We start from the raw sequence: 16,607 nt of genomic DNA on the forward strand, positions 1-16,607 counted from the left end.
GGAGACTAATCGACGCATTCTCCGGCGGTCAATACCGGTACATACTCCATCTGTTCACCGACAGCGGCTTTTAGTAGGAAGTCCGTGACGATGCCGGTATACGACATTGTGCACGTCTGGCGCGGGAACTACTGGTCGGAAGCACCCGGTGTCAGAGAGACGCAGCACGGGCGTCTCCGTCGGTCGTACCGACCGACCGGTCCGGTTGATAGCGCAGTCGGTCGCGTCCATCATGCCGAGACGGTCGCCCACTCGCCGGCGGTCACGCTCCTCCGCCAACTCCAGCAGTTCGTCCCCAGATTGCGAACGGGCGGCGTGGTCGACCCGGTAGCCGACCCCATTCGGGAGGACGCGGTCGATCGAGTCTATCGGAGGTACAACCGAACCGGGAAGGGAGTCGACGATGATCCGTGGGACTACCGGTCCTGACCGTCGCACCGCTCCGTCCGTTGTTACCACCTTTCGTTCTCACATTCGGAGGTTCTCGAAGGAACTCACCCTGCTCCGACAACGGTTCCATGTCATAAACGCCGTCTCGTAGCGTCGTGTTGAGTAACGTGCGGCGAAATGTCGTATTCATCCTTTCGGCGATGGCGGAGACGTAGACGGCGTCGATCGATTCTCGACGTGCGGTGGATCCGCCACGTGGACTGCCGTTGAAAACCACCGCTTCGATCGCTCCGACGTAGCCCGATACTCCTCTCCTACCGACTCCACCGAGCAAGCCGAGTATCCGCCGACGAGAAACGGGTCTGTCAACCATCACGTACCTCTCGAAACGTACGTCGTCCCCGTGAGAGCCTCATCGGTAGTACTCGGGTGGAAGAGAACAAAACTCCAGGCGGAGTTCCGGAGGGCGTACTATTATTCGGCGAGTAGAGACGTCGAACGAGGCGCTCGTTCCGCGTTCGTTTTGTGCTCAGAAGCGGTAGCACGAACGATGCGCGACCGAGTTTCCCGTCGGGGCGTCACACGCGCTCTCGTGGTTGCCACCGCACTCGCGTTCGCCGCCCGACCGGTCGCAGCTCACCAGTTCGCGACCCGGTTCGACGCTCCCGTACCGCTGGAACTACTCTACGCGGGTGCGGGGTTCACCGTCGTCTTGACCGCAGTTCTCGTCGCGCGACTCGATTCAACGCCGAACCGGACCGCGACTGTGGGCGTGATTCCGCGCCGCTTTCTCGTCGCCCTCCGGATGCTCGGTCGCGTCGGGTTCCTTCTCGTCTTCCTCGCCGTGCTGGTACATGGAGTGCTCGGACCGCGCGCTCCGGGCGAGAACGTCGCGACGCTCGCCACGTGGGCGGTCTGGCTGAAGGGCGTCGCCCTCGTCGCGATACTCGTCGGCAGTCCGTGGCTGACCCTCTCACCGTGGCGAACGGTCTACCACGCCCTCTGCCGGTTGGAAGGCGAAGCGATACGGTTCCGGCGGTATCCGGAGCGATTCGGAGACTGGCCCGCGCTGCTCGGATTCGTTCTCCTCGTCGGCGTCGCCGAGAACCTCACTCGGATCCCGCAACTCCCCGAAGTGACCGCTGTCGTCGTCGCGTCGTACGGTCTCGTGATGCTTCTCGGAGCGCTCGCGTTCGGCCCCGCGTGGTTCGACCACGCCGACCCGCTGGACGTGTTCTATCGGCTCTTGGGGAGAGTTGCTCCGCTCCGCGTCCAAGACGCAGACGACGGAACCGCCGAACTCGTCGTCCGGTATCCGTGGCAGGGCTGTGCCCGTTCGCTCGAGTCGCGAACTTCGGCCGCATTCGTCGTCGCGATGGTCTACACGGTCACCTTCGACGGGTTCGCCGAGTCGCCGACGTATCGCGACCTCTACTTCGGCGCGCAGGAGGTGCTCGGCGTCGGTGGCACGGTGAGTATCCTCCTGTACTGTCTCGGACTGCTCGGGTTCGTGGGTTGTTTTGCGGGCGTAACAGCGATTGTCAGCCGATTGCTTCGAGAGGGATTCGCGCGCGCTGGTACGAGTCGTTCGTCGCGAGCAGAGTCCGACGGCGGGTCCGTCCCCCCGACATCGGTCGTTCTGGCACCAACGCTCCTTCCCATCGCGGCGGGATACGAGTTCGCGCACAACTTCAGCTACGTCCTGACGTACGCGGGGCGACTTCCGCGCGTCGCCGGTCTCGAATCGGTCGACCCGCTGTGGTGGCTCTCGCTCCCGCTGTTCTGGGGGATTCAGGTGTTTCTCATCGTCGCGGGTCACGTCGTCGCCGTCGTCGCGGCCGACGCCGTTACCCAACGTCTCGCGCCCACGGAGCGATGGGCGTTGATCGCCCACGCGCCGCTGGTCGTTCTTATGGTCGGTTACACTGTCCTCTCATTGTGGGTCGTCTCGCTCCCCGTCGCGGTCTGAGCCGCCCGCTTCCGAGAGCGACACCAGAGCACTCACGTCGTATCGGGTGCGAGCTCAGTTCGAATGAGAGCGACGACGCTCCTGGCGGTCCTCGGTATTGTCCTGGTTCTCGGAACCATCGTCGCCCTCGGATTCACCGGTGGACTCGGCAGTGACGGTCTGGAGGCGACGTGGACGAGCGACACCGGTCGGGACATCTCCTCGAATCACCACGCCGTCGCAGTCGGCGACGAGCGAGTGTACGCGCCCATCAGCGGCGCGGATCGAACTGGAAACTGCGCGCTCGTCGCCGCGAATGCAACCGACGGGTCGACAGTGTGGCAGTACACGCTACCCGCGGCGAACTGCACGATTCACTCCGTCGCCGACCCGACGGTCGCGGACCTCGACGGCGACGGGCGACTCGAAGTGCTCGCGGCGACGACCGAACGGGAGGTCGCAGTCTTCGACGCGGAGTCCGGCGACGTTCGGACGCGACTCGGCCTCTCGAACTACGGCTACACGAAACCTCTCGTCGCCGACCTCGCCCCCTCGCCCGGGCGCGAAATCGTCGCCGTCGACGTGACCGGAACCGCGTTCGTCTTCGCGTCGAACGGCTCCGAACTGTGGACCGCAGACCTCGACGGTTACGTCTGGGCACAGCCGACGGTGGCCGACTTCGATGGCGACGGCGAACCCGAACTGCTCGTCGGCAAGCGGACGGGTGAGACAGTTCTCTTTGCCGGAGATGGCTCCGTCGAGTGGAACGAGACGGTGACGACGAACGGGTCGGTGACGTGGGGGACGTACGGACAGGCCGACGACGACCCGGCCCTCGAAGCGGTGTTCGCGACCGTCGACGGCGACGTGGTCGCCGTGGACGGGCACTCCGGTTCGGTCGAGTGGCGAGCGAACGTCGGCGAGTTCGCCGCCGTACACGCGTTCGGTGACGGCGACGGAGACGGCGACGCCGAAGCGTACGTGACCGCGAAGGACGGGACGATCCACGCGCTCGACGCCGCGACCGGACGGACCGAGTGGTCGACCGAAATCGTCGTCGATCGGGTCCAGATGATGCCCCCGCCGACCCTCGGGGACCTCGACGGCGACGGCTCGCCCGAACTCTTCGCGGCCGGGAACGACGGCAGCGTGACCGTGCTGGACCCCGCGAACGGCGACGTGTTGTCGACGTACAGTCGCAACGTTCCGATATTCACCCACGCAACGCTCGCGGACGTCGACGACGACGGCGCTCAGGAGGCGTTCGTCATCTACGCCGACGGACGCGTCGTGCGACTGGAGTACGAAGGCAGGTCGTGAGACAAGAGGCTCAATACCATGCACCACTCAGAACTGACTATGCGGCGTCGAACGTTCCTCGCCGGACTCGGGACCGCGGCATCTGTCTCGACCGCGGGTTGTGTCGGTTCGCTCGGCGGCGGGAACGAGAATACGGTTCTACGGAAACCGGACCGTGGCGGCACGACGAGCGCCGATTTGCCGTATCCGGCATGGGGCGAACGAATCCCCGACGTGACGGTCCCGGCACCACTCCAAGACGCATCAGTGTCGCTCCGATACGTCGAGACGTCATTCTTCACGACGTTCTTCTACACGACGTGCCGAACCGTCTGCCCAACGCTCATCAGCACGCTCAGGCAGGTACAGGCGCATAGCGTCCAGAACGAGTACACCGATGAGGTCGGCTTCTATCCCATCGACTTCGACCCCGCACGGGACACCGTCGACGTGCTCGAGTCGTACACCGATCAGATGAACATCGACACGGACGCCGGAAACTGGGCCTTCCTTCGACCCGAGGACGAGGCCGCGGCGAAAGACGTCGTCACGGACGAGTTCGGCATCGTCTACGAGCAGGTCGAGTCGGAGTACAGCGAGTACGAGTTCGTCCACACGACCATCATCACCCTCGCGAACGCCGATGGGTACGTTGAGCGAACCTATCGTCTCGGTGGAGGCGGCTTCGATCAGATACGACTGATAGAAGACCTTCGGACCGTACGGAACGGAGGCGGGATACTGTGAACACGATCGCTGTCGCGCACGCCGCAGTCGTCGACACATCGCTTCCCATCGTCCTCGGCGTCGGCACAGTCGGGGGGCTGTCTCTCCTCGTTATGGGTGTCTTTGCGTACAGGCGCCGCCCGACCGTCTCGTACCTGCTTCTGACCCTCGCCATCGCCGCTCTCGTCGGACGAGTTGGCGTCGGTGGCCTCGCGTTCGGCGGTCTGATAGACGGGTCGATCCACCACTTGGTCGAACACGGCCTCGATGTCGTGACGCTGCTGGCGGTCATCGGCGCGATATACCTCGCGCGACGGAACCACGGAAATCGAAATACATGAACACGAGAGAACGCGTGGCAACGGCGGTTCGAGAGAATCCCGGCATTCACTTCAACGAACTCCGGAGGCGCCTGGAACTCGCCAACGGCCAAGTACAGTACCACGTCCGCAAACTGAAGCGGGCGGGAGAGATCGACGAGGAGTCGTACTTCGGACGAACGCACTACTACGCTCCCGATTTCGACCCCGAGACGAGGAAGACCGTTGCCATGCTTCGGCGGGAGACGGCACGGGATATTTTGTCCGTTCTCCTCGAGAACGGTCCGAGTCGACCGACCGAACTCATCGAGTCCCTCGGTATCGCGCGAAGCTCCCTCGAATACCACCTCAACCGTCTGATCGACTGCGAACTCGTCGAGAAGCACCGCGGCATCGGTAACCACGTGACGGTCGCCGTCGACGACCGATCGACCGCGGTCGAACTGCTCGAACTCGTTCGGCCGTCGTTCCCCGACCGGATGGTCGACCGGTTCACGCGACTGTTCGACGGTGTGTTGTACGAGCACGGAAACGACGAGGACGAGTCGTAATCGGGCTCCCGTTTCAGTTCCGGAGAACGCACCAGAATCAGTTTGAACGCGCGGTACCGAACGCGAGTATAAGACGACGTCAGATGCTCCTCGGGGTCGGGACGGTCGCGCTCAGATCGTTGACCGGATGCACGGGGAGTGTCTCGAACATGTTCGAGATGTCACCCGGCAACACACCTCCTCTCGTCGAGAACCGTCTGAGTGCGGTGTACGTCCCTACCCACGTGGAAAGGATGAACATGGTCGGGACAGGCACACTCGGTGAGATAAGGGTCGGGCTGATGTACTCGTACCCACACCGATTTTGGACGATAGAGAAAGAGAACGGCGAGTACGTCACGAACCAAGTGAAGATTCGACAGGAGGATTCGGTGCATCTGATGGCGATCCCGTGGGACGGTGAGACCGGGACGGTTCTCCCGAACACCGGACTCTCCGTCGAGATAACGCGCGACGGCGAGTTGGTGAGCGAGGAGGTCATCTACCCGATGCTCTCTCAGCGGATGGGATTCCATTACGGCGCGAACTTCTCGCTCGACGGTGACGGCACGTACGATGTCACGGCCAGCGCCGGCGGGGTCAGTATCCCGCGGTACGGTTCGTTTGAAGGGATGTTCGGTTCGGCCGCCGAGACCACCGTCACGTTCGAGTTCTCCGAACGCGAACTAAACGACATTCCATATCAGCTATTGCGAGACAAGCAGGGCCAGCGCGGAGCGGTGAAGCCGATGGAGATGGAGATGATACCGACCGGATATGCCCCCGACTCGCTTCCGGGCACACCGCTCGGACGGGGAACCAGCGGGGACGCCGTATTCCTCGGAAGTGTCGTCGAAGCCGAGCGGTTCGGTTCCGGTCCGTACCTCGCTCTCTCCGCCCGCACACCACACAACGGCCTCGTTATCCCCGGAATAGCGCTATCAGCGTCCATCGACGGTTCCGATCCCGTCGAACTCTCTCCGGCGCTCGACCCCGAACTCAATTTCCACTACGGCGCAACCGTCGACGACCTCTCTGCTGATAGCGCGGTAGAGGGAACCGTCGACGTCCCGCCGCAAGTCGCTCGGCACGAGGGGTACGAGACGGCGTTCTTGGTGATGCCCACGTTTGGCCTTGAGTAGCGATATGTCGCTCTCTCCTGACCGCTGTCAAAAAGAGTCCGGAGGTTTACGTCGATTCGTTCGTGTCTCCGATCACTTCGATGAGTCTCTGCACGAGGTCCTGATCGGATACCGTGTTGCCGTACACGCGTACCTTGCCGACCCCCCCGTACCCGTGCTCTCCGGATTCGTCCCGTTCCCAGTAGAGCCATACTGTATCTTCGTCACCTTCGAGTCCCATATCGGCGACGGGGAATTCTAGGGAGAGCGATTCTTCGCTCTCTTGGTTTCCGTGTCCGCTACTGGTTTCGACCGTCTCACCGTCGTTGAGAGGACGAGCTCCGTTCCCATCGTCGAGTGTGGTCCACGACCCGAATCGGTATCGGACGGCTCTCTTGACTGGGTCGAACATTTCCATCTCACCGTCCGAGTTTACGAATTGGGTAGGGTGGACGACGACCTCAACGGATTCGTGCTCGTCTAAATCGATGAAGTTCTCTTCGTTTCCAGGTTGGACATCGATATCAAGTTCAGTAGGAAAATGCGCTGCGGCGGTCCCGCTGAGTAACGGAAGTGCTCCGGCTGTGATTGCGATTGCACCTGTACCCTGAATGAGCCGTCGTCGAGTGAGGTCGAGGGATTTCGTTCCGTTTTGTGTCTTGCTGTCTTCTCGCATTTGCATGAGCACAAAAGGTCTTGTAGAGTCTGTTTCTTATGGTGTATCTCTCGTATTTGGTTTTATATCGCATTGTTATTCAAAGTTATCACTTTATATTGGTATTTATTCTACAGCATATATGGACTCGGAACTCGGATCGGTATTTGTAGTACTCCGTATGTTTTCATAATTGGCCTTTGAAGACCTATTCACCGGCGAAATTGACTCTCTTGAGTCATAGTTGTTATAGTCATAATAAAATATTTCTCAGTATAGCTGTAGGCTCACCTCGAATACTAATAGTCAATAACCAATGTAGTACGCCAAACCGAGTGAGTGTGAGAAACGAGCATACAAGTATATTCCAAGGCAAAGACGAGTTCGCGCATGGCGTTTCATGGGAGGTACCGAGACATAACGGGTAGGTTCTAGCTGCTCAATCGACAGGTAGTGGATGGATGCAGTTAGATGACATCGTCGGGGGCGTGAGTATCGGCCATCCGTTTGGCCTCGGTGGCGTACTGGTCTTCTAGGTCAGAGTCGTCGACTGAGCCGAGATTGCCGGGACCGACGTCAACGGCTGCGGTCGTGTCGCGCACATCGCTGAAGCTGGTGAGCGCCCGTTCCTTGCGGAAATACCGCTCACCGTCGGTTGTGGCATAGGTGAGGATAATGAGGTTCTGCTCGTCGTCGGAGTACGTCCGCTCGACCAACCAGACGCGAATGTTGTCAGGGTCGTCTTCCATACCAGCACGTTTGCAAGCCATGCAGAAGTGCGTGGTGGAGGAGACTGCCCCCGTACTAGCGCTAGGCGGTCGGTGACGATGTATTCAAAGAGGTGAGAGACTCTCTCGGTACAGTCTTGGCGACAAGTTGACCCCTCCACGACGTCATCTCACGTGTAGTCGGACGATGTCGGAGAGGACGCATTGATGGTCCGTGGATTTCTAAAAGTGCTTCTTAAAGATTTCAGCCTCTACTTTCAAATTTTTTCTACAATCTAGCTGTTGAGAGCCTTCTCAGTACCATTTATTCTCTCACGGACGGTTGCTGTTGGTTTGATTAGGAAGCCTATCTCGGTATATCTTCTGAATGGTGTACTGCCCGCTCTACTTAACGGTAGGCGTCAGTAATCCACTACTCTCTATTCCTTTCACCACTGTCATCGTGAGTCAACCGTTAGGACCGTCTGGCGATTGCGGACTAAATTTCGCAAGGTAAAACTCCACTGAGCCCAGAATAGCTGGTAATGAAGCTACCCTGGAGGGGAGAAACAGAGACTGGTCTTCGTGGCGGGTCACGATGCTACAGACGAACACGCATACTTTCTGTCCTTCTATCGTTGATCTTCGTTCTTACGCAGGCCTCAGTCGTGTCTGCCCACGGCGGCTCGAGCGTCGGGGGTCTCTCTCAGTCGGACGGAATCCTCATTGCCGTTAGTGGCGCCGTGCTCCTCGGTGGCGGAGTCTTACTTAAACGAACGAGCCGTATTACCCCGACGACTGCGCTTTATACTGTGTTTCTGGGACTCGCGCTTACTGCCTTCGGAGCGATTCTCTTCGAGAGTTTCTCACCAGATCCCACTTACTCTGCGGCTTCGATTCCGTTCCCGCGGGCGTGGTACACACCGATTTCCTTAGTAGGTGGAATTCTGATAATGGTTGGGAGCCTTGTCGCTGGACGGCTCCGATGGCCGGATAGGCCTCGTTACACGTTCCTCGGCATTTTGTTGGGAGCATGGATCTCGTATCCCGGTATCGTTCCCGACGTAGGAAGCAGCTCTCATCCGCTAGGATATCTTCTGGTATTAGGTACGCCAGTTCTCGTCGGATATATCGTCTGGAAAGATGCGTCGACTGTGCTTGCAGCGGTTCTCCGCGATCCGGTCGCTCGCCGATTTGGCATCGGCGTCGGCTTCCTTGTTGGACTCTTCTTCATGTCTGTGAGTGGCTATCTATCGTTCTTCTGGGAGGAAGGAGCGCCTCACGAGATGATTGTTACTGTCCTACCAGTGACCTATCAACTTGTGACGTGGCCTATGCTTGAGGTTTGGCTTCCGCAGATACCGCTTCTCTTCGCAATCTCTCCTGGTCATCTTATCGTTGTAGGATTACTGAGCGCTCTTACTGGACTGAACGCGGCAGTGGTTGCTAGTCACTGGCGCGCTGAGGAACGAGCGGGTACAACGGAGGGTACAGCAGGAACAGCAGCCATCGTGGGTTCGTGTACGTGTGGATGCTGCGGTCCGTTAGTTGCGAAGGTCGCAATCTTAGTAGCCGGGCCCTCGGTGGCTGCACCACTCTATTGGATTTTCGTAGATTCTGCGTCACCCTTGAGTTCACTATTTATCGTCCTCAGCATTGCCCTTTTCACCGGAAGTCTCGTCTATTCGGTAGCGTCTGCACGTCGTCGCGGCCAGTCAACATCTATCGTTCCAGCGGATTGAATCCGCCGATTTATATTTTCCCCCAACGACAGCTGAATTTAGAACCCTATGATGGGGTCTTCTATCTTATTGTATCCTACTTTTTGCACCGCGAAAGTGTATCTATCTCATCACGATGGTCCAGTTGACCGTATGGATATGGGTCGGTGCGCTCATCGTCGGGGTCTTTGCGGCTCACTGGGGAGCTGAACGCTTTGCAAAACCTTTGAAGAAGCTTCGTCGACAGTGGGGTCTTACGGCGGTGGCTGGCGGTGCGTTCGTCGGACTTGCAGCAGCTAGTCCTGAGATCGGTATCAACGTCGTGAGTGCACTTCGCGGCGTCTCGGACATCGGTCTCGGAGTCATGTTCGGCTCGAATATTGTCGCAATCCCATTGATGGTGACTACTGCATATATCGCCTCTCGAACGAACTCGCTCGGTGATCGCGATAGTAGCGAACGTTCACAGTCGAACTCAGAGGCCCAAGAACAGTCCCAGCAGCCAAAGACAGCTGAGCATGAACGACATCGTCAGGAACACCTTCTTCGCGTTGAGCGAACTGCAGTTTCCGTGTTGGCACTCCCATATCTAGGAATATTAGGATTAGTTGCCGTTCTCACGCTTCCTGCTCTATGGCGAGGTTTCCAACCTATTGATGCGGGGATAATAGCGGTTGCCTACCTCGCCTTCCTCGGACAAGCCGTCCTTCGGGGACGAGAAGAAAGTGAGTCCGTGAATTGGGAGACACGAGAGATAGCGACCGCGGCTGCTGGACTAGCCGTATTAGCGGTCGGGACGTACTTGACAGTCCGTTCGACCGAAAATATCGTCTCTGCGCTCGGCATCTCGAGACTCGTCGGTGGGCTATTCATTACTGCACTGATGACGGCGTCGCCGGAGTTATTCGCCACGTGGAGTATTGTCCAAAGCGGACAGGTAACGGCTGGAACCACCAGCGTACTTGGTGACCACGCTGTCACCATGAGCGTCGCGTTCGTTCCGCTTGCACTTATGACTGTTCCAGTCGAGAATTTCCAACTCTATCTGGTGAACTTATTGTTCGTTGTAGCCATGCCTGTGGCCTACGCTGGGCTTATCCACTTCGGTTCTGACGAACACGGATTCAAGCGGTGGGAGGTAGCTACACTAGACCTCTTATATGTACTTTATGTCGCTATCGTTGCATTCTGGGTACTTAACATCATCTAACTCACAGTTCAAGCGTGAGTCGTAGCCGCTTGCTGACCTAGCTGCGATCTCGATTGAGGGTTACGGTTCTGTACAGTACTACCTCGTCATGGGGGCTTCAACTGGATTAACCCCAGTTACGATTTTAGCGTCCATCCCCTGCTCATCCCGTTTGTGTTCTTTGAAGGCCGTCGCCATCTGGTTTTGTCCGGCGTTCCCACCACAGACGAGTGTGAGAGTTTCATGCTCTCACGTTGCAGGCGTAGCGACAAGAAGGCGAGAGATCAATCGCTTCGTACCTTGTGAGTAAGTGAAATCGGCGACGGTGACTCTGGGAGGAGCCACCTCGGAACCACCCGTGTGAGAACCACCATCCCGGTGAGTTCAACAAGCGTCTGAGTCATGACAACAGCGGGGGCCAACCCGTAGCCCGCTGGGAGTGCGAGCGCTAACGGAAGGACGACCAGGGAGTTCCGGGTGACAAACGTGAATACGAGCGCGGGACTCTCCTTGACGTCCATCCGGAATAGCCCCGCCGCCAGCCGTCCGAGTACGGGCATAACGACGATAAATGCGACATACACAGGAACGACAACCGCAATCTGACCGATTAAGTCTTGAACCTGTGGGAGTTGAGAGGCGATGACAACGAACAGGGTCACGCCCATCATGGGGACGGGTAGCCACCCCATCGTCTCTTGCCAAGTCGCTCCTCTCTGCGACCGTTCTGCCCACGCTTCCGTGAGCCACGCGAGCGTTAACGGGAGTGCGATGATTATCAGAAATGCCTCGATAAACGGCCCGGGTTCAATGGCCTCGGCTACATCCGCTCCCCTGAAGAGCCAGAGATACAGCGGAAGCAATAGCAGTTGTACGAGCATTAGAGCCGGCGTCGCCGCAGTAATCTGCTCCGAGTTACCGCCTGCGAGCTCGGTGAAGGTAATAACGTAGTCGATACAGGGTGCCAGAAGAACCATGAACGCGCCTACAAGGATGGCTGGTTCTGAGGGGAGAACCGAGTGAGTCCCCAGACGACGACAGGAACGACGAGGAAGTTTATCCCGAGAGCCGCCGCCATGAATTGACCGTTCGTAAACGCGCGACGAAGCCGGATGAACGGAATTTCGAGAAAGGTGACGTACAGGAGAACCGCCAATACGGGGTCAATGAATTGTTCGATGAGTGGAGCAGAATCTGGACGGTTTATTCCGACTCCAATTGCCAACGTGACTGCAACCGCGTAAACAGCGACCTGATGCCGTTGGATCCAATTGTTCAAATCCATTTATGTACTGTTTCGGAACCAGGAGAGAAACCCTTGTTACCATGTATTCCGGTGTATTGAGCAAACCGCCATTCTATCACCGTCAGAAGGCCGGTGAGGGGAGACCGTGTCCCAGCTACGACGGCGGATCCGATCAAGAATCAACCTATTCGACTCTTGTTCTTGCTCTAACTCATCGATACGCCGTTCAAGCTCACGACGGCGGGTTCCTTGTTATTGGGAATCTGCGATCGGTCTTTATTCGGTAGGCTCTAAGAGAGACGTATGGAGCGCCGACAGTATCTGAAGGCGACTAGTATCACTGCCACGGGTGGTCTGATGACCCTCGCAGGATGCAGCAGTTCTGGCACACAGAGCGATAACGGCGACTCAACGAGCGAGTCGCAACACACAACCGATAGCTCCGGTGAGGCGACCGGGGACTCAAATACGGTGCTGATGGTCACCGAAGGAAGTCAGTATTACTTCGACCCCATCGGATTGTTCGTCGAAACGGGTGATACCGTCACGTTCAAGATTCGGAGTGGGAACCACTCCGCAACGGCGTACCAGAAAGGGAACGGTCCCGCTTCGGTGACCCGCATTCCGGACGGAGCACAAGCCTTTGATAGCGGAACTCTGAGCGAACGGGGGGCGACTTTCCAGTACACGTTCGAGACAACCGGGACGTTCGATTACTACTGTCTCCCACACAAAACTCTGGGTATGGTCGGCCGAATAGTCGTCGGTAAACCAGGTGGTCCAGCTGAGGGAAGCATGCCGCCAGACGGAAAGGTGCCGAAAAGCGAAACAATCGTCGATAACGGTCGGATTTCCTCCAGCGACTTTAGTAGGTAACCGCTTTCTAGCATCGATATCCAAACACTCAATATGCGCTAAACGGGTAAAATATTATGGATCGAAAGCGGTTGCTTCGGCTCTTCTTCGCCTTCGTTCTCGGGGTTTCGAGTCTCGGTCTCGTGTACGGATACGCTGCGGGAGCGACGAACGATACGTTCGAGAACCATCTCTCGAATCAGGGAATCGACGATCCCGACGAGAAAATCGTTCCGCCTCGTGACAACATCACCGTCATCGCGACCGATTCGAACTCGTGGCGGGGTGAGGCGAGCGGCGGTCCTCGCGCCCGAGCGGAACTCGTCGGATTCAATCCGAACGGGAGCGTCCTCTACTACAACGATTCGCACACTCGCTACTGGGACGTCGACCCGGTCGCCGGGACGGAATCGACCGTTGAGTACATGTTCGCGGATCATCTTGACCCGTCGGCGTGTCCGAGTAGTGCGGATCTTTCCCAGCGCCGGGTTAACGAGAGCACGTGGACAGAGTACGAACGCGCCCGATCGACGGACGCTTGCACGCGGAACGGCTACGAGCGGGTCAATCTGACGACCGGCGAGGTGACCCGAATCTGGAGCGAGACCACACCCGGGAAGGAGGCGACACGCTATCACGACGCCGACCGACTCAACGACACACACCTCGTCGTCGCAGATATCTACCTCGACCGAGTGTTCGTCGTGAACACGACATCCAACCAAACTGAGTGGGTATGGAACGCCAGTTCCTCGTTCTCTCGGGAAACTGGCGGACCGTTCCCCGAAGATTGGACCCACATCAACGACGTTGAGGTCCTTGACGACGGTCGATTCATGGTAAGTGCCCGAAACCAAGACAGAGTCGTTTTCATCAACCAAAGTGGTCTTAACCGCGAGTGGACGCTCGGCGAAGAGGATAACTACAACATCCTCTACGAGCAGCACAACCCCGATTATATTCCGTCCGAACGCGGCGGGCCATCCGTACTCGTCGCGGATTCCGAAAACAACCGCGTCGTCGAGTACCAACGAACGAACGAGAGCTGGCGACAGTCGTGGGTTTGGAGGGATGCGCGGATGCAGTGGCCTCGTGACGCTGACCGGCTTCCGAACGGTCACACGCTCGTCACGGACTCAAACGGAAATCGCGTATTCGAGGTGGACAAGTCGGGAGAAGTCGTTTGGAGCGTCAACATCGCGTTCCCCTACGAGGCGGAACGACTCGGAACTGGGGACGAAAGTAGCGACGGTCCGAGTGCAGCGCGTGCGAATCTCGATTCCAACACCGGTGATCTCAGCGACCGATTCGTGATCGCTATCAAACAGTATATCCCCGGGAAGTATCTGAACGGCCTCATGTACATCACTCCCGTCTGGATGGGAATCTTGGAGGTACTCGAAGTGGCGATGATACTCGGGACCGGTCTACTGTGGGTTGGAACCGAGTTCGTCTGGTGGAGGCAGGATAGATGAGATTGAGTAGTAAGAACCGAGTGTGAGGTGGGACCGCTCCTCTCTGAAAGCGATTCAACGCCGATGTGAGGAAGCCTATCGTTCCGTCCTTATCGCAGCGATGAGTCAGTGGTATCTGTCCAGTCTGTAACGTAAGAGTGTACGTCAAATTTCCGCTCAGTGAGAGTCCCCCGTCTATCCCGTTCATTGGAGTTTTTTGCTACTCACTATGCTCTCTGTCGTACTGGTGCCGATTACGTGCTTCTCGTAGCGCGTTCGTATCCACTTTCTATACATCGTCTGACTGACGGGTGATGTCACTGTAAATCCACCCGAGAATCCGAAAGGAGATGCAGATGGAAATCGGATAACGTATCCCGGCGGACGTTCATCATCGAACAAGAAGTGGAGTCACAGTGCCGTCAGAAACCAACTTAGCGTTACAGGATGTCCCCGATGCGCTGGATGACCCCGCCTGTCAGGCGATCCTTTGGAGACAAGCGATCCCATGACCGCCAACGAACTCGTCAATAGATGCGGAATTCTCCAATCGACGCTGTATCGGTCATTAGACGTCTTCGGCTTGGCCGCGCTTCTCAGAGAGCGGGACAAGACTAACCCTAGCGGCGGTCGAACCACCTACTGCAAACGCACTTTCGACGATGTCACGATTTCGGTAGAAGAGACTGGTGTATTCTCCGTAACTGTCGAATACGGTTCCCAGACCACCGACGAACGAATCGCAGACATCTGGTTGATGATAGAAGACGAACTATGAACGAAATCGTGACCGCCATCGTCCTTGTGCGGTCGGGAATTTTGCTCCTCGCCAGTGGAATTACCTATATCGCGTTTAACGCGTACCGTCGAACTGGAGAGCGCACTCTGCGTGCGCTTGGGCTCGGCTTTGGCGTGATAACCGTCGGCACGCTTACCACGAGTAGTGCCAATCAATTCTTCTCGGCCCCCCTCGAAATCGGGATACTCGTGAACAGCATTTTTGTCGCTGTTGGCTTCGCAATTATCACGTATTCGCTGTACACTCAACGATGAAATCGATAACAGACCTGCCTCTCGGTCGAATTCGTCGCGGAACAGGACTAATCACTGTCGGCTGTGTGCTCTTGGCGACGACGTTGCTCGTCAGCGCGACACTCGCTCCTGCGATCGGAGCCGGCTCCGATGGGGAACGAACCCCAGAAACGCTCGTCGGCTCGCAGGGTGGTGGACCAGGGTGGCACAAGTTCGGGAGCGTCTACCATCTCAACGGAACGAACGTCACGTGGCGCGAATCGAGCGCAGACAGCTACTTCGATGTAACGAAGACTGAGAACGGCACTGTCCTCGCGGGGTTCATGGATTCCGGCTATCAAAAGTGCGGCCCGTACGACGCACCGTGTACTCGCACCGGGTTCCGTGTCATCGACCCAAGTCCCGAACCGCGCGTCGTGTCAGAGTACAGTTTCCCAGTACGGTCGAGTTCGAACAGCGAAGTTCACGACGTCGAACGACTCGAATCGGGAGAATATCTACTGACGGATATGGAGTACGAGCGCATCTTCACCGTTAAGGATGGCGAGGTGACGTGGCAGTGGAACGCGAGTGAATTCTACGACGCGCCTACCGACCCAACGACGACTGACTGGCTTCATATCAACGACGTCGACGTCATCGGAGAAGGTCGGTATCTCGTGTCCGTCCGCAACGCAAATCAGCTACTTGTCGTTCAACGCGGCGAGGGCGTCACTAACGTCATCAACAAGGACACAGACGATTCGAACGACGGAAGCTGTCGGAAATCGGATCAACTCGCGGATTACGACGGCGACGGTGAGGTTCGCTGCGGTGACCCGACTGTTCTCGATCACCAGCACAATCCGCAGTGGCTCGGAGACGGAGCGGTACTCGTCGCCGACAGCGACAACGACCGCGTGGTCGAACTCCACCGCACCGAGAACGGTGCGTGGGAACCGGCGTGGACGCTTTCAGGTGCCGGCGGTATTCCGTTTAATTGGCCCCGGGACGCCGACCGACTCCCGAACGGAAACACGCTGATCACGGATACGTTGAACCGGCGTCTCGTCGAGGTGAACGAATCGGGTGAGATCGTCTGGAGCGTCGAGACAGACCGAATTCCGTACGAGGCTGATCGGCTTCCGGTTGGCGAATCGGTCGGTGGCCCTCGATACGATTCGAACGGGACCACGATCGAAGACCCGTCCGGTGACGTCCCCGTTCTTTCGCTTATGCTCGTGGGTCTCCGGGCAGTTGTCCCGTCGACACCGTTCTGGTTCCGAGAGCTACAACTCGGTCTGACCATCCTATCGGCGACCCTCGTCATTGTCGGAGAAATCGACCGATATCGCGACTAGCTGTCCCCATTATCGTATTGTACCGTAATCCGGTTTCACTTATCGGTCGTTCGGAGATTCCCTGAGTTTCACAG

General features: G+C 57.9%; 16 protein-coding genes and 1 pseudogene. 14 read left to right on the forward strand and 3 right to left on the reverse strand.

What is annotated here, in order from left to right; translation table 11 throughout:
* Positions 1-90 precede the first annotated feature (90 nt).
* From NDI76_RS22070 to NDI76_RS22105, 7 genes are all read left to right on the forward strand, one after another.
* On the forward strand, positions 91-429 hold the full coding sequence (locus NDI76_RS22070; RefSeq protein WP_310926399.1) for a hypothetical protein: 339 nt from the start codon (positions 91-93) through the stop codon (positions 427-429).
* A 553-nt stretch (positions 430-982) separates the two neighbouring features.
* Positions 983-2,359 (forward strand): hypothetical protein, encoded by a 1,377-nt coding sequence (locus tag NDI76_RS22075; protein WP_310926305.1) that lies wholly within the window; start codon positions 983-985, stop codon positions 2,357-2,359.
* A 63-nt stretch (positions 2,360-2,422) separates the two neighbouring features.
* On the forward strand, positions 2,423-3,658 hold the full coding sequence (locus tag NDI76_RS22080) for an outer membrane protein assembly factor BamB family protein (protein WP_310926306.1): 1,236 nt from the start codon (positions 2,423-2,425) through the stop codon (positions 3,656-3,658).
* 39 nt (positions 3,659-3,697) lie between these two features.
* Positions 3,698-4,384 carry an SCO family protein gene (locus tag NDI76_RS22085; RefSeq protein ID WP_425498411.1) on the forward strand — a complete coding sequence of 229 codons (687 nt, stop codon included), beginning with the start codon at positions 3,698-3,700 and terminating at the stop codon, positions 4,382-4,384.
* Positions 4,381-4,704: a DUF7471 family protein gene (locus NDI76_RS22090; RefSeq protein WP_310926308.1), complete on the forward strand. Its 324-nt coding sequence runs from the start codon at positions 4,381-4,383 to the stop codon at positions 4,702-4,704. Before NDI76_RS22085 ends, NDI76_RS22090 begins: the two co-directional genes overlap by 4 nt.
* Positions 4,701-5,234 carry a winged helix-turn-helix transcriptional regulator gene (locus NDI76_RS22095; RefSeq protein ID WP_310926310.1) on the forward strand — a complete coding sequence of 178 codons (534 nt, stop codon included), beginning with the start codon at positions 4,701-4,703 and terminating at the stop codon, positions 5,232-5,234. The genes NDI76_RS22090 and NDI76_RS22095 overlap by 4 nt, the downstream gene beginning before the upstream one ends.
* Before the next feature lie 83 nt (positions 5,235-5,317).
* Positions 5,318-6,355, forward strand: a complete 1,038-nt coding sequence (locus NDI76_RS22105) for a DUF7350 domain-containing protein (protein WP_425498412.1) — start codon at positions 5,318-5,320, stop codon at positions 6,353-6,355.
* 46 nt (positions 6,356-6,401) lie between these two features.
* On the opposite strand, the gene NDI76_RS22110 is transcribed toward NDI76_RS22105, so the two are convergent.
* Both NDI76_RS22110 and NDI76_RS22115 read right to left on the reverse strand, forming a co-directional pair.
* Positions 6,402-7,010, reverse strand: coding sequence for a hypothetical protein (locus NDI76_RS22110; protein ID WP_310926314.1), 609 nt, complete (start codon positions 7,008-7,010; stop codon positions 6,402-6,404).
* Between the two features lie 446 nt (positions 7,011-7,456).
* Complete coding sequence (locus NDI76_RS22115; RefSeq protein WP_310926315.1) at positions 7,457-7,738, reverse strand: DUF7967 family protein; 282 nt, start codon at positions 7,736-7,738, stop codon at positions 7,457-7,459.
* Positions 7,739-8,364: 626 nt separating this feature from the next.
* Between NDI76_RS22115 and NDI76_RS22120 the strand changes: the two genes are divergently transcribed.
* Both NDI76_RS22120 and NDI76_RS22125 read left to right on the forward strand, forming a co-directional pair.
* The gene (locus tag NDI76_RS22120; RefSeq protein ID WP_310926316.1) at positions 8,365-9,438 is read left to right on the forward strand and encodes a hypothetical protein; all 1,074 of its coding nucleotides are present in this window, start codon (positions 8,365-8,367) and stop codon (positions 9,436-9,438) included.
* A gap of 115 nt (positions 9,439-9,553) precedes the next feature.
* Positions 9,554-10,627, forward strand: a complete 1,074-nt coding sequence (locus NDI76_RS22125) for a sodium:calcium antiporter (RefSeq protein WP_310926317.1) — start codon at positions 9,554-9,556, stop codon at positions 10,625-10,627.
* Between the two features lie 263 nt (positions 10,628-10,890).
* Here NDI76_RS22125 and NDI76_RS22130 read toward each other — a convergent pair.
* A pseudogene (locus NDI76_RS22130) lies at positions 10,891-11,891 on the reverse strand (arsenic resistance protein).
* A 264-nt stretch (positions 11,892-12,155) separates the two neighbouring features.
* Here NDI76_RS22130 and NDI76_RS22140 point away from each other — a divergent pair.
* The 5 genes from NDI76_RS22140 to NDI76_RS22155 all read left to right on the forward strand — a co-directional run bounded on the left by NDI76_RS22140 (position 12,156) and on the right by NDI76_RS22155 (position 16,533).
* Positions 12,156-12,728, forward strand: a complete 573-nt coding sequence (locus NDI76_RS22140; protein ID WP_310926320.1) for a plastocyanin/azurin family copper-binding protein — start codon at positions 12,156-12,158, stop codon at positions 12,726-12,728.
* A 56-nt stretch (positions 12,729-12,784) separates the two neighbouring features.
* A complete protein-coding gene (locus NDI76_RS22145) occupies positions 12,785-14,182 on the forward strand; it encodes an arylsulfotransferase family protein (RefSeq protein WP_310926321.1) in 1,398 nt (465 codons plus the stop codon).
* A gap of 487 nt (positions 14,183-14,669) precedes the next feature.
* Positions 14,670-14,939: an ArsR family transcriptional regulator gene (locus NDI76_RS22150; RefSeq protein WP_310926323.1), complete on the forward strand. Its 270-nt coding sequence runs from the start codon at positions 14,670-14,672 to the stop codon at positions 14,937-14,939.
* Positions 14,936-15,214 (forward strand): DUF7521 family protein, encoded by a 279-nt coding sequence (locus tag NDI76_RS22790; protein ID WP_425498413.1) that lies wholly within the window; start codon positions 14,936-14,938, stop codon positions 15,212-15,214. The genes NDI76_RS22150 and NDI76_RS22790 overlap by 4 nt, the downstream gene beginning before the upstream one ends.
* Positions 15,211-16,533: a hypothetical protein gene (locus NDI76_RS22155; RefSeq protein WP_310926324.1), complete on the forward strand. Its 1,323-nt coding sequence runs from the start codon at positions 15,211-15,213 to the stop codon at positions 16,531-16,533. Before NDI76_RS22790 ends, NDI76_RS22155 begins: the two co-directional genes overlap by 4 nt.
* The last annotated feature ends 74 nt before the right edge of the window (positions 16,534-16,607 follow it).

This window comes from Halogeometricum sp. S1BR25-6, assembly GCF_031624495.1.
Classification (GTDB): domain Archaea; phylum Halobacteriota; class Halobacteria; order Halobacteriales; family Haloferacaceae; genus Halogeometricum; species Halogeometricum salsisoli.

Coding starts and splice junctions, on each gene's coding strand:
- NDI76_RS22790 (WP_425498413.1), top strand. CDS start 14,936: ATGAACGAAATCGTGACCGCCATCGTCCTTGTGCGGTCGGGAATTTTG.
- NDI76_RS22150 (WP_310926323.1), top strand. CDS start 14,670: ATGACCGCCAACGAACTCGTCAATAGATGCGGAATTCTCCAATCGACG.
- NDI76_RS22110 (WP_310926314.1), bottom strand. CDS start 7,010: ATGCGAGAAGACAGCAAGACACAAAACGGAACGAAATCCCTCGACCTC.
- NDI76_RS22095 (WP_310926310.1), top strand. CDS start 4,701: ATGAACACGAGAGAACGCGTGGCAACGGCGGTTCGAGAGAATCCCGGC.
- NDI76_RS22070 (WP_310926399.1), top strand. CDS start 91: ATGCCGGTATACGACATTGTGCACGTCTGGCGCGGGAACTACTGGTCG.
- NDI76_RS22115 (WP_310926315.1), bottom strand. CDS start 7,738: ATGGAAGACGACCCTGACAACATTCGCGTCTGGTTGGTCGAGCGGACG.
- NDI76_RS22085 (WP_425498411.1), top strand. CDS start 3,698: ATGCGGCGTCGAACGTTCCTCGCCGGACTCGGGACCGCGGCATCTGTC.
- NDI76_RS22145 (WP_310926321.1), top strand. CDS start 12,785: ATGGATCGAAAGCGGTTGCTTCGGCTCTTCTTCGCCTTCGTTCTCGGG.
- NDI76_RS22105 (WP_425498412.1), top strand. CDS start 5,318: ATGCTCCTCGGGGTCGGGACGGTCGCGCTCAGATCGTTGACCGGATGC.
- NDI76_RS22155 (WP_310926324.1), top strand. CDS start 15,211: ATGAAATCGATAACAGACCTGCCTCTCGGTCGAATTCGTCGCGGAACA.
- NDI76_RS22080 (WP_310926306.1), top strand. CDS start 2,423: ATGAGAGCGACGACGCTCCTGGCGGTCCTCGGTATTGTCCTGGTTCTC.
- NDI76_RS22140 (WP_310926320.1), top strand. CDS start 12,156: ATGGAGCGCCGACAGTATCTGAAGGCGACTAGTATCACTGCCACGGGT.
- NDI76_RS22125 (WP_310926317.1), top strand. CDS start 9,554: ATGGTCCAGTTGACCGTATGGATATGGGTCGGTGCGCTCATCGTCGGG.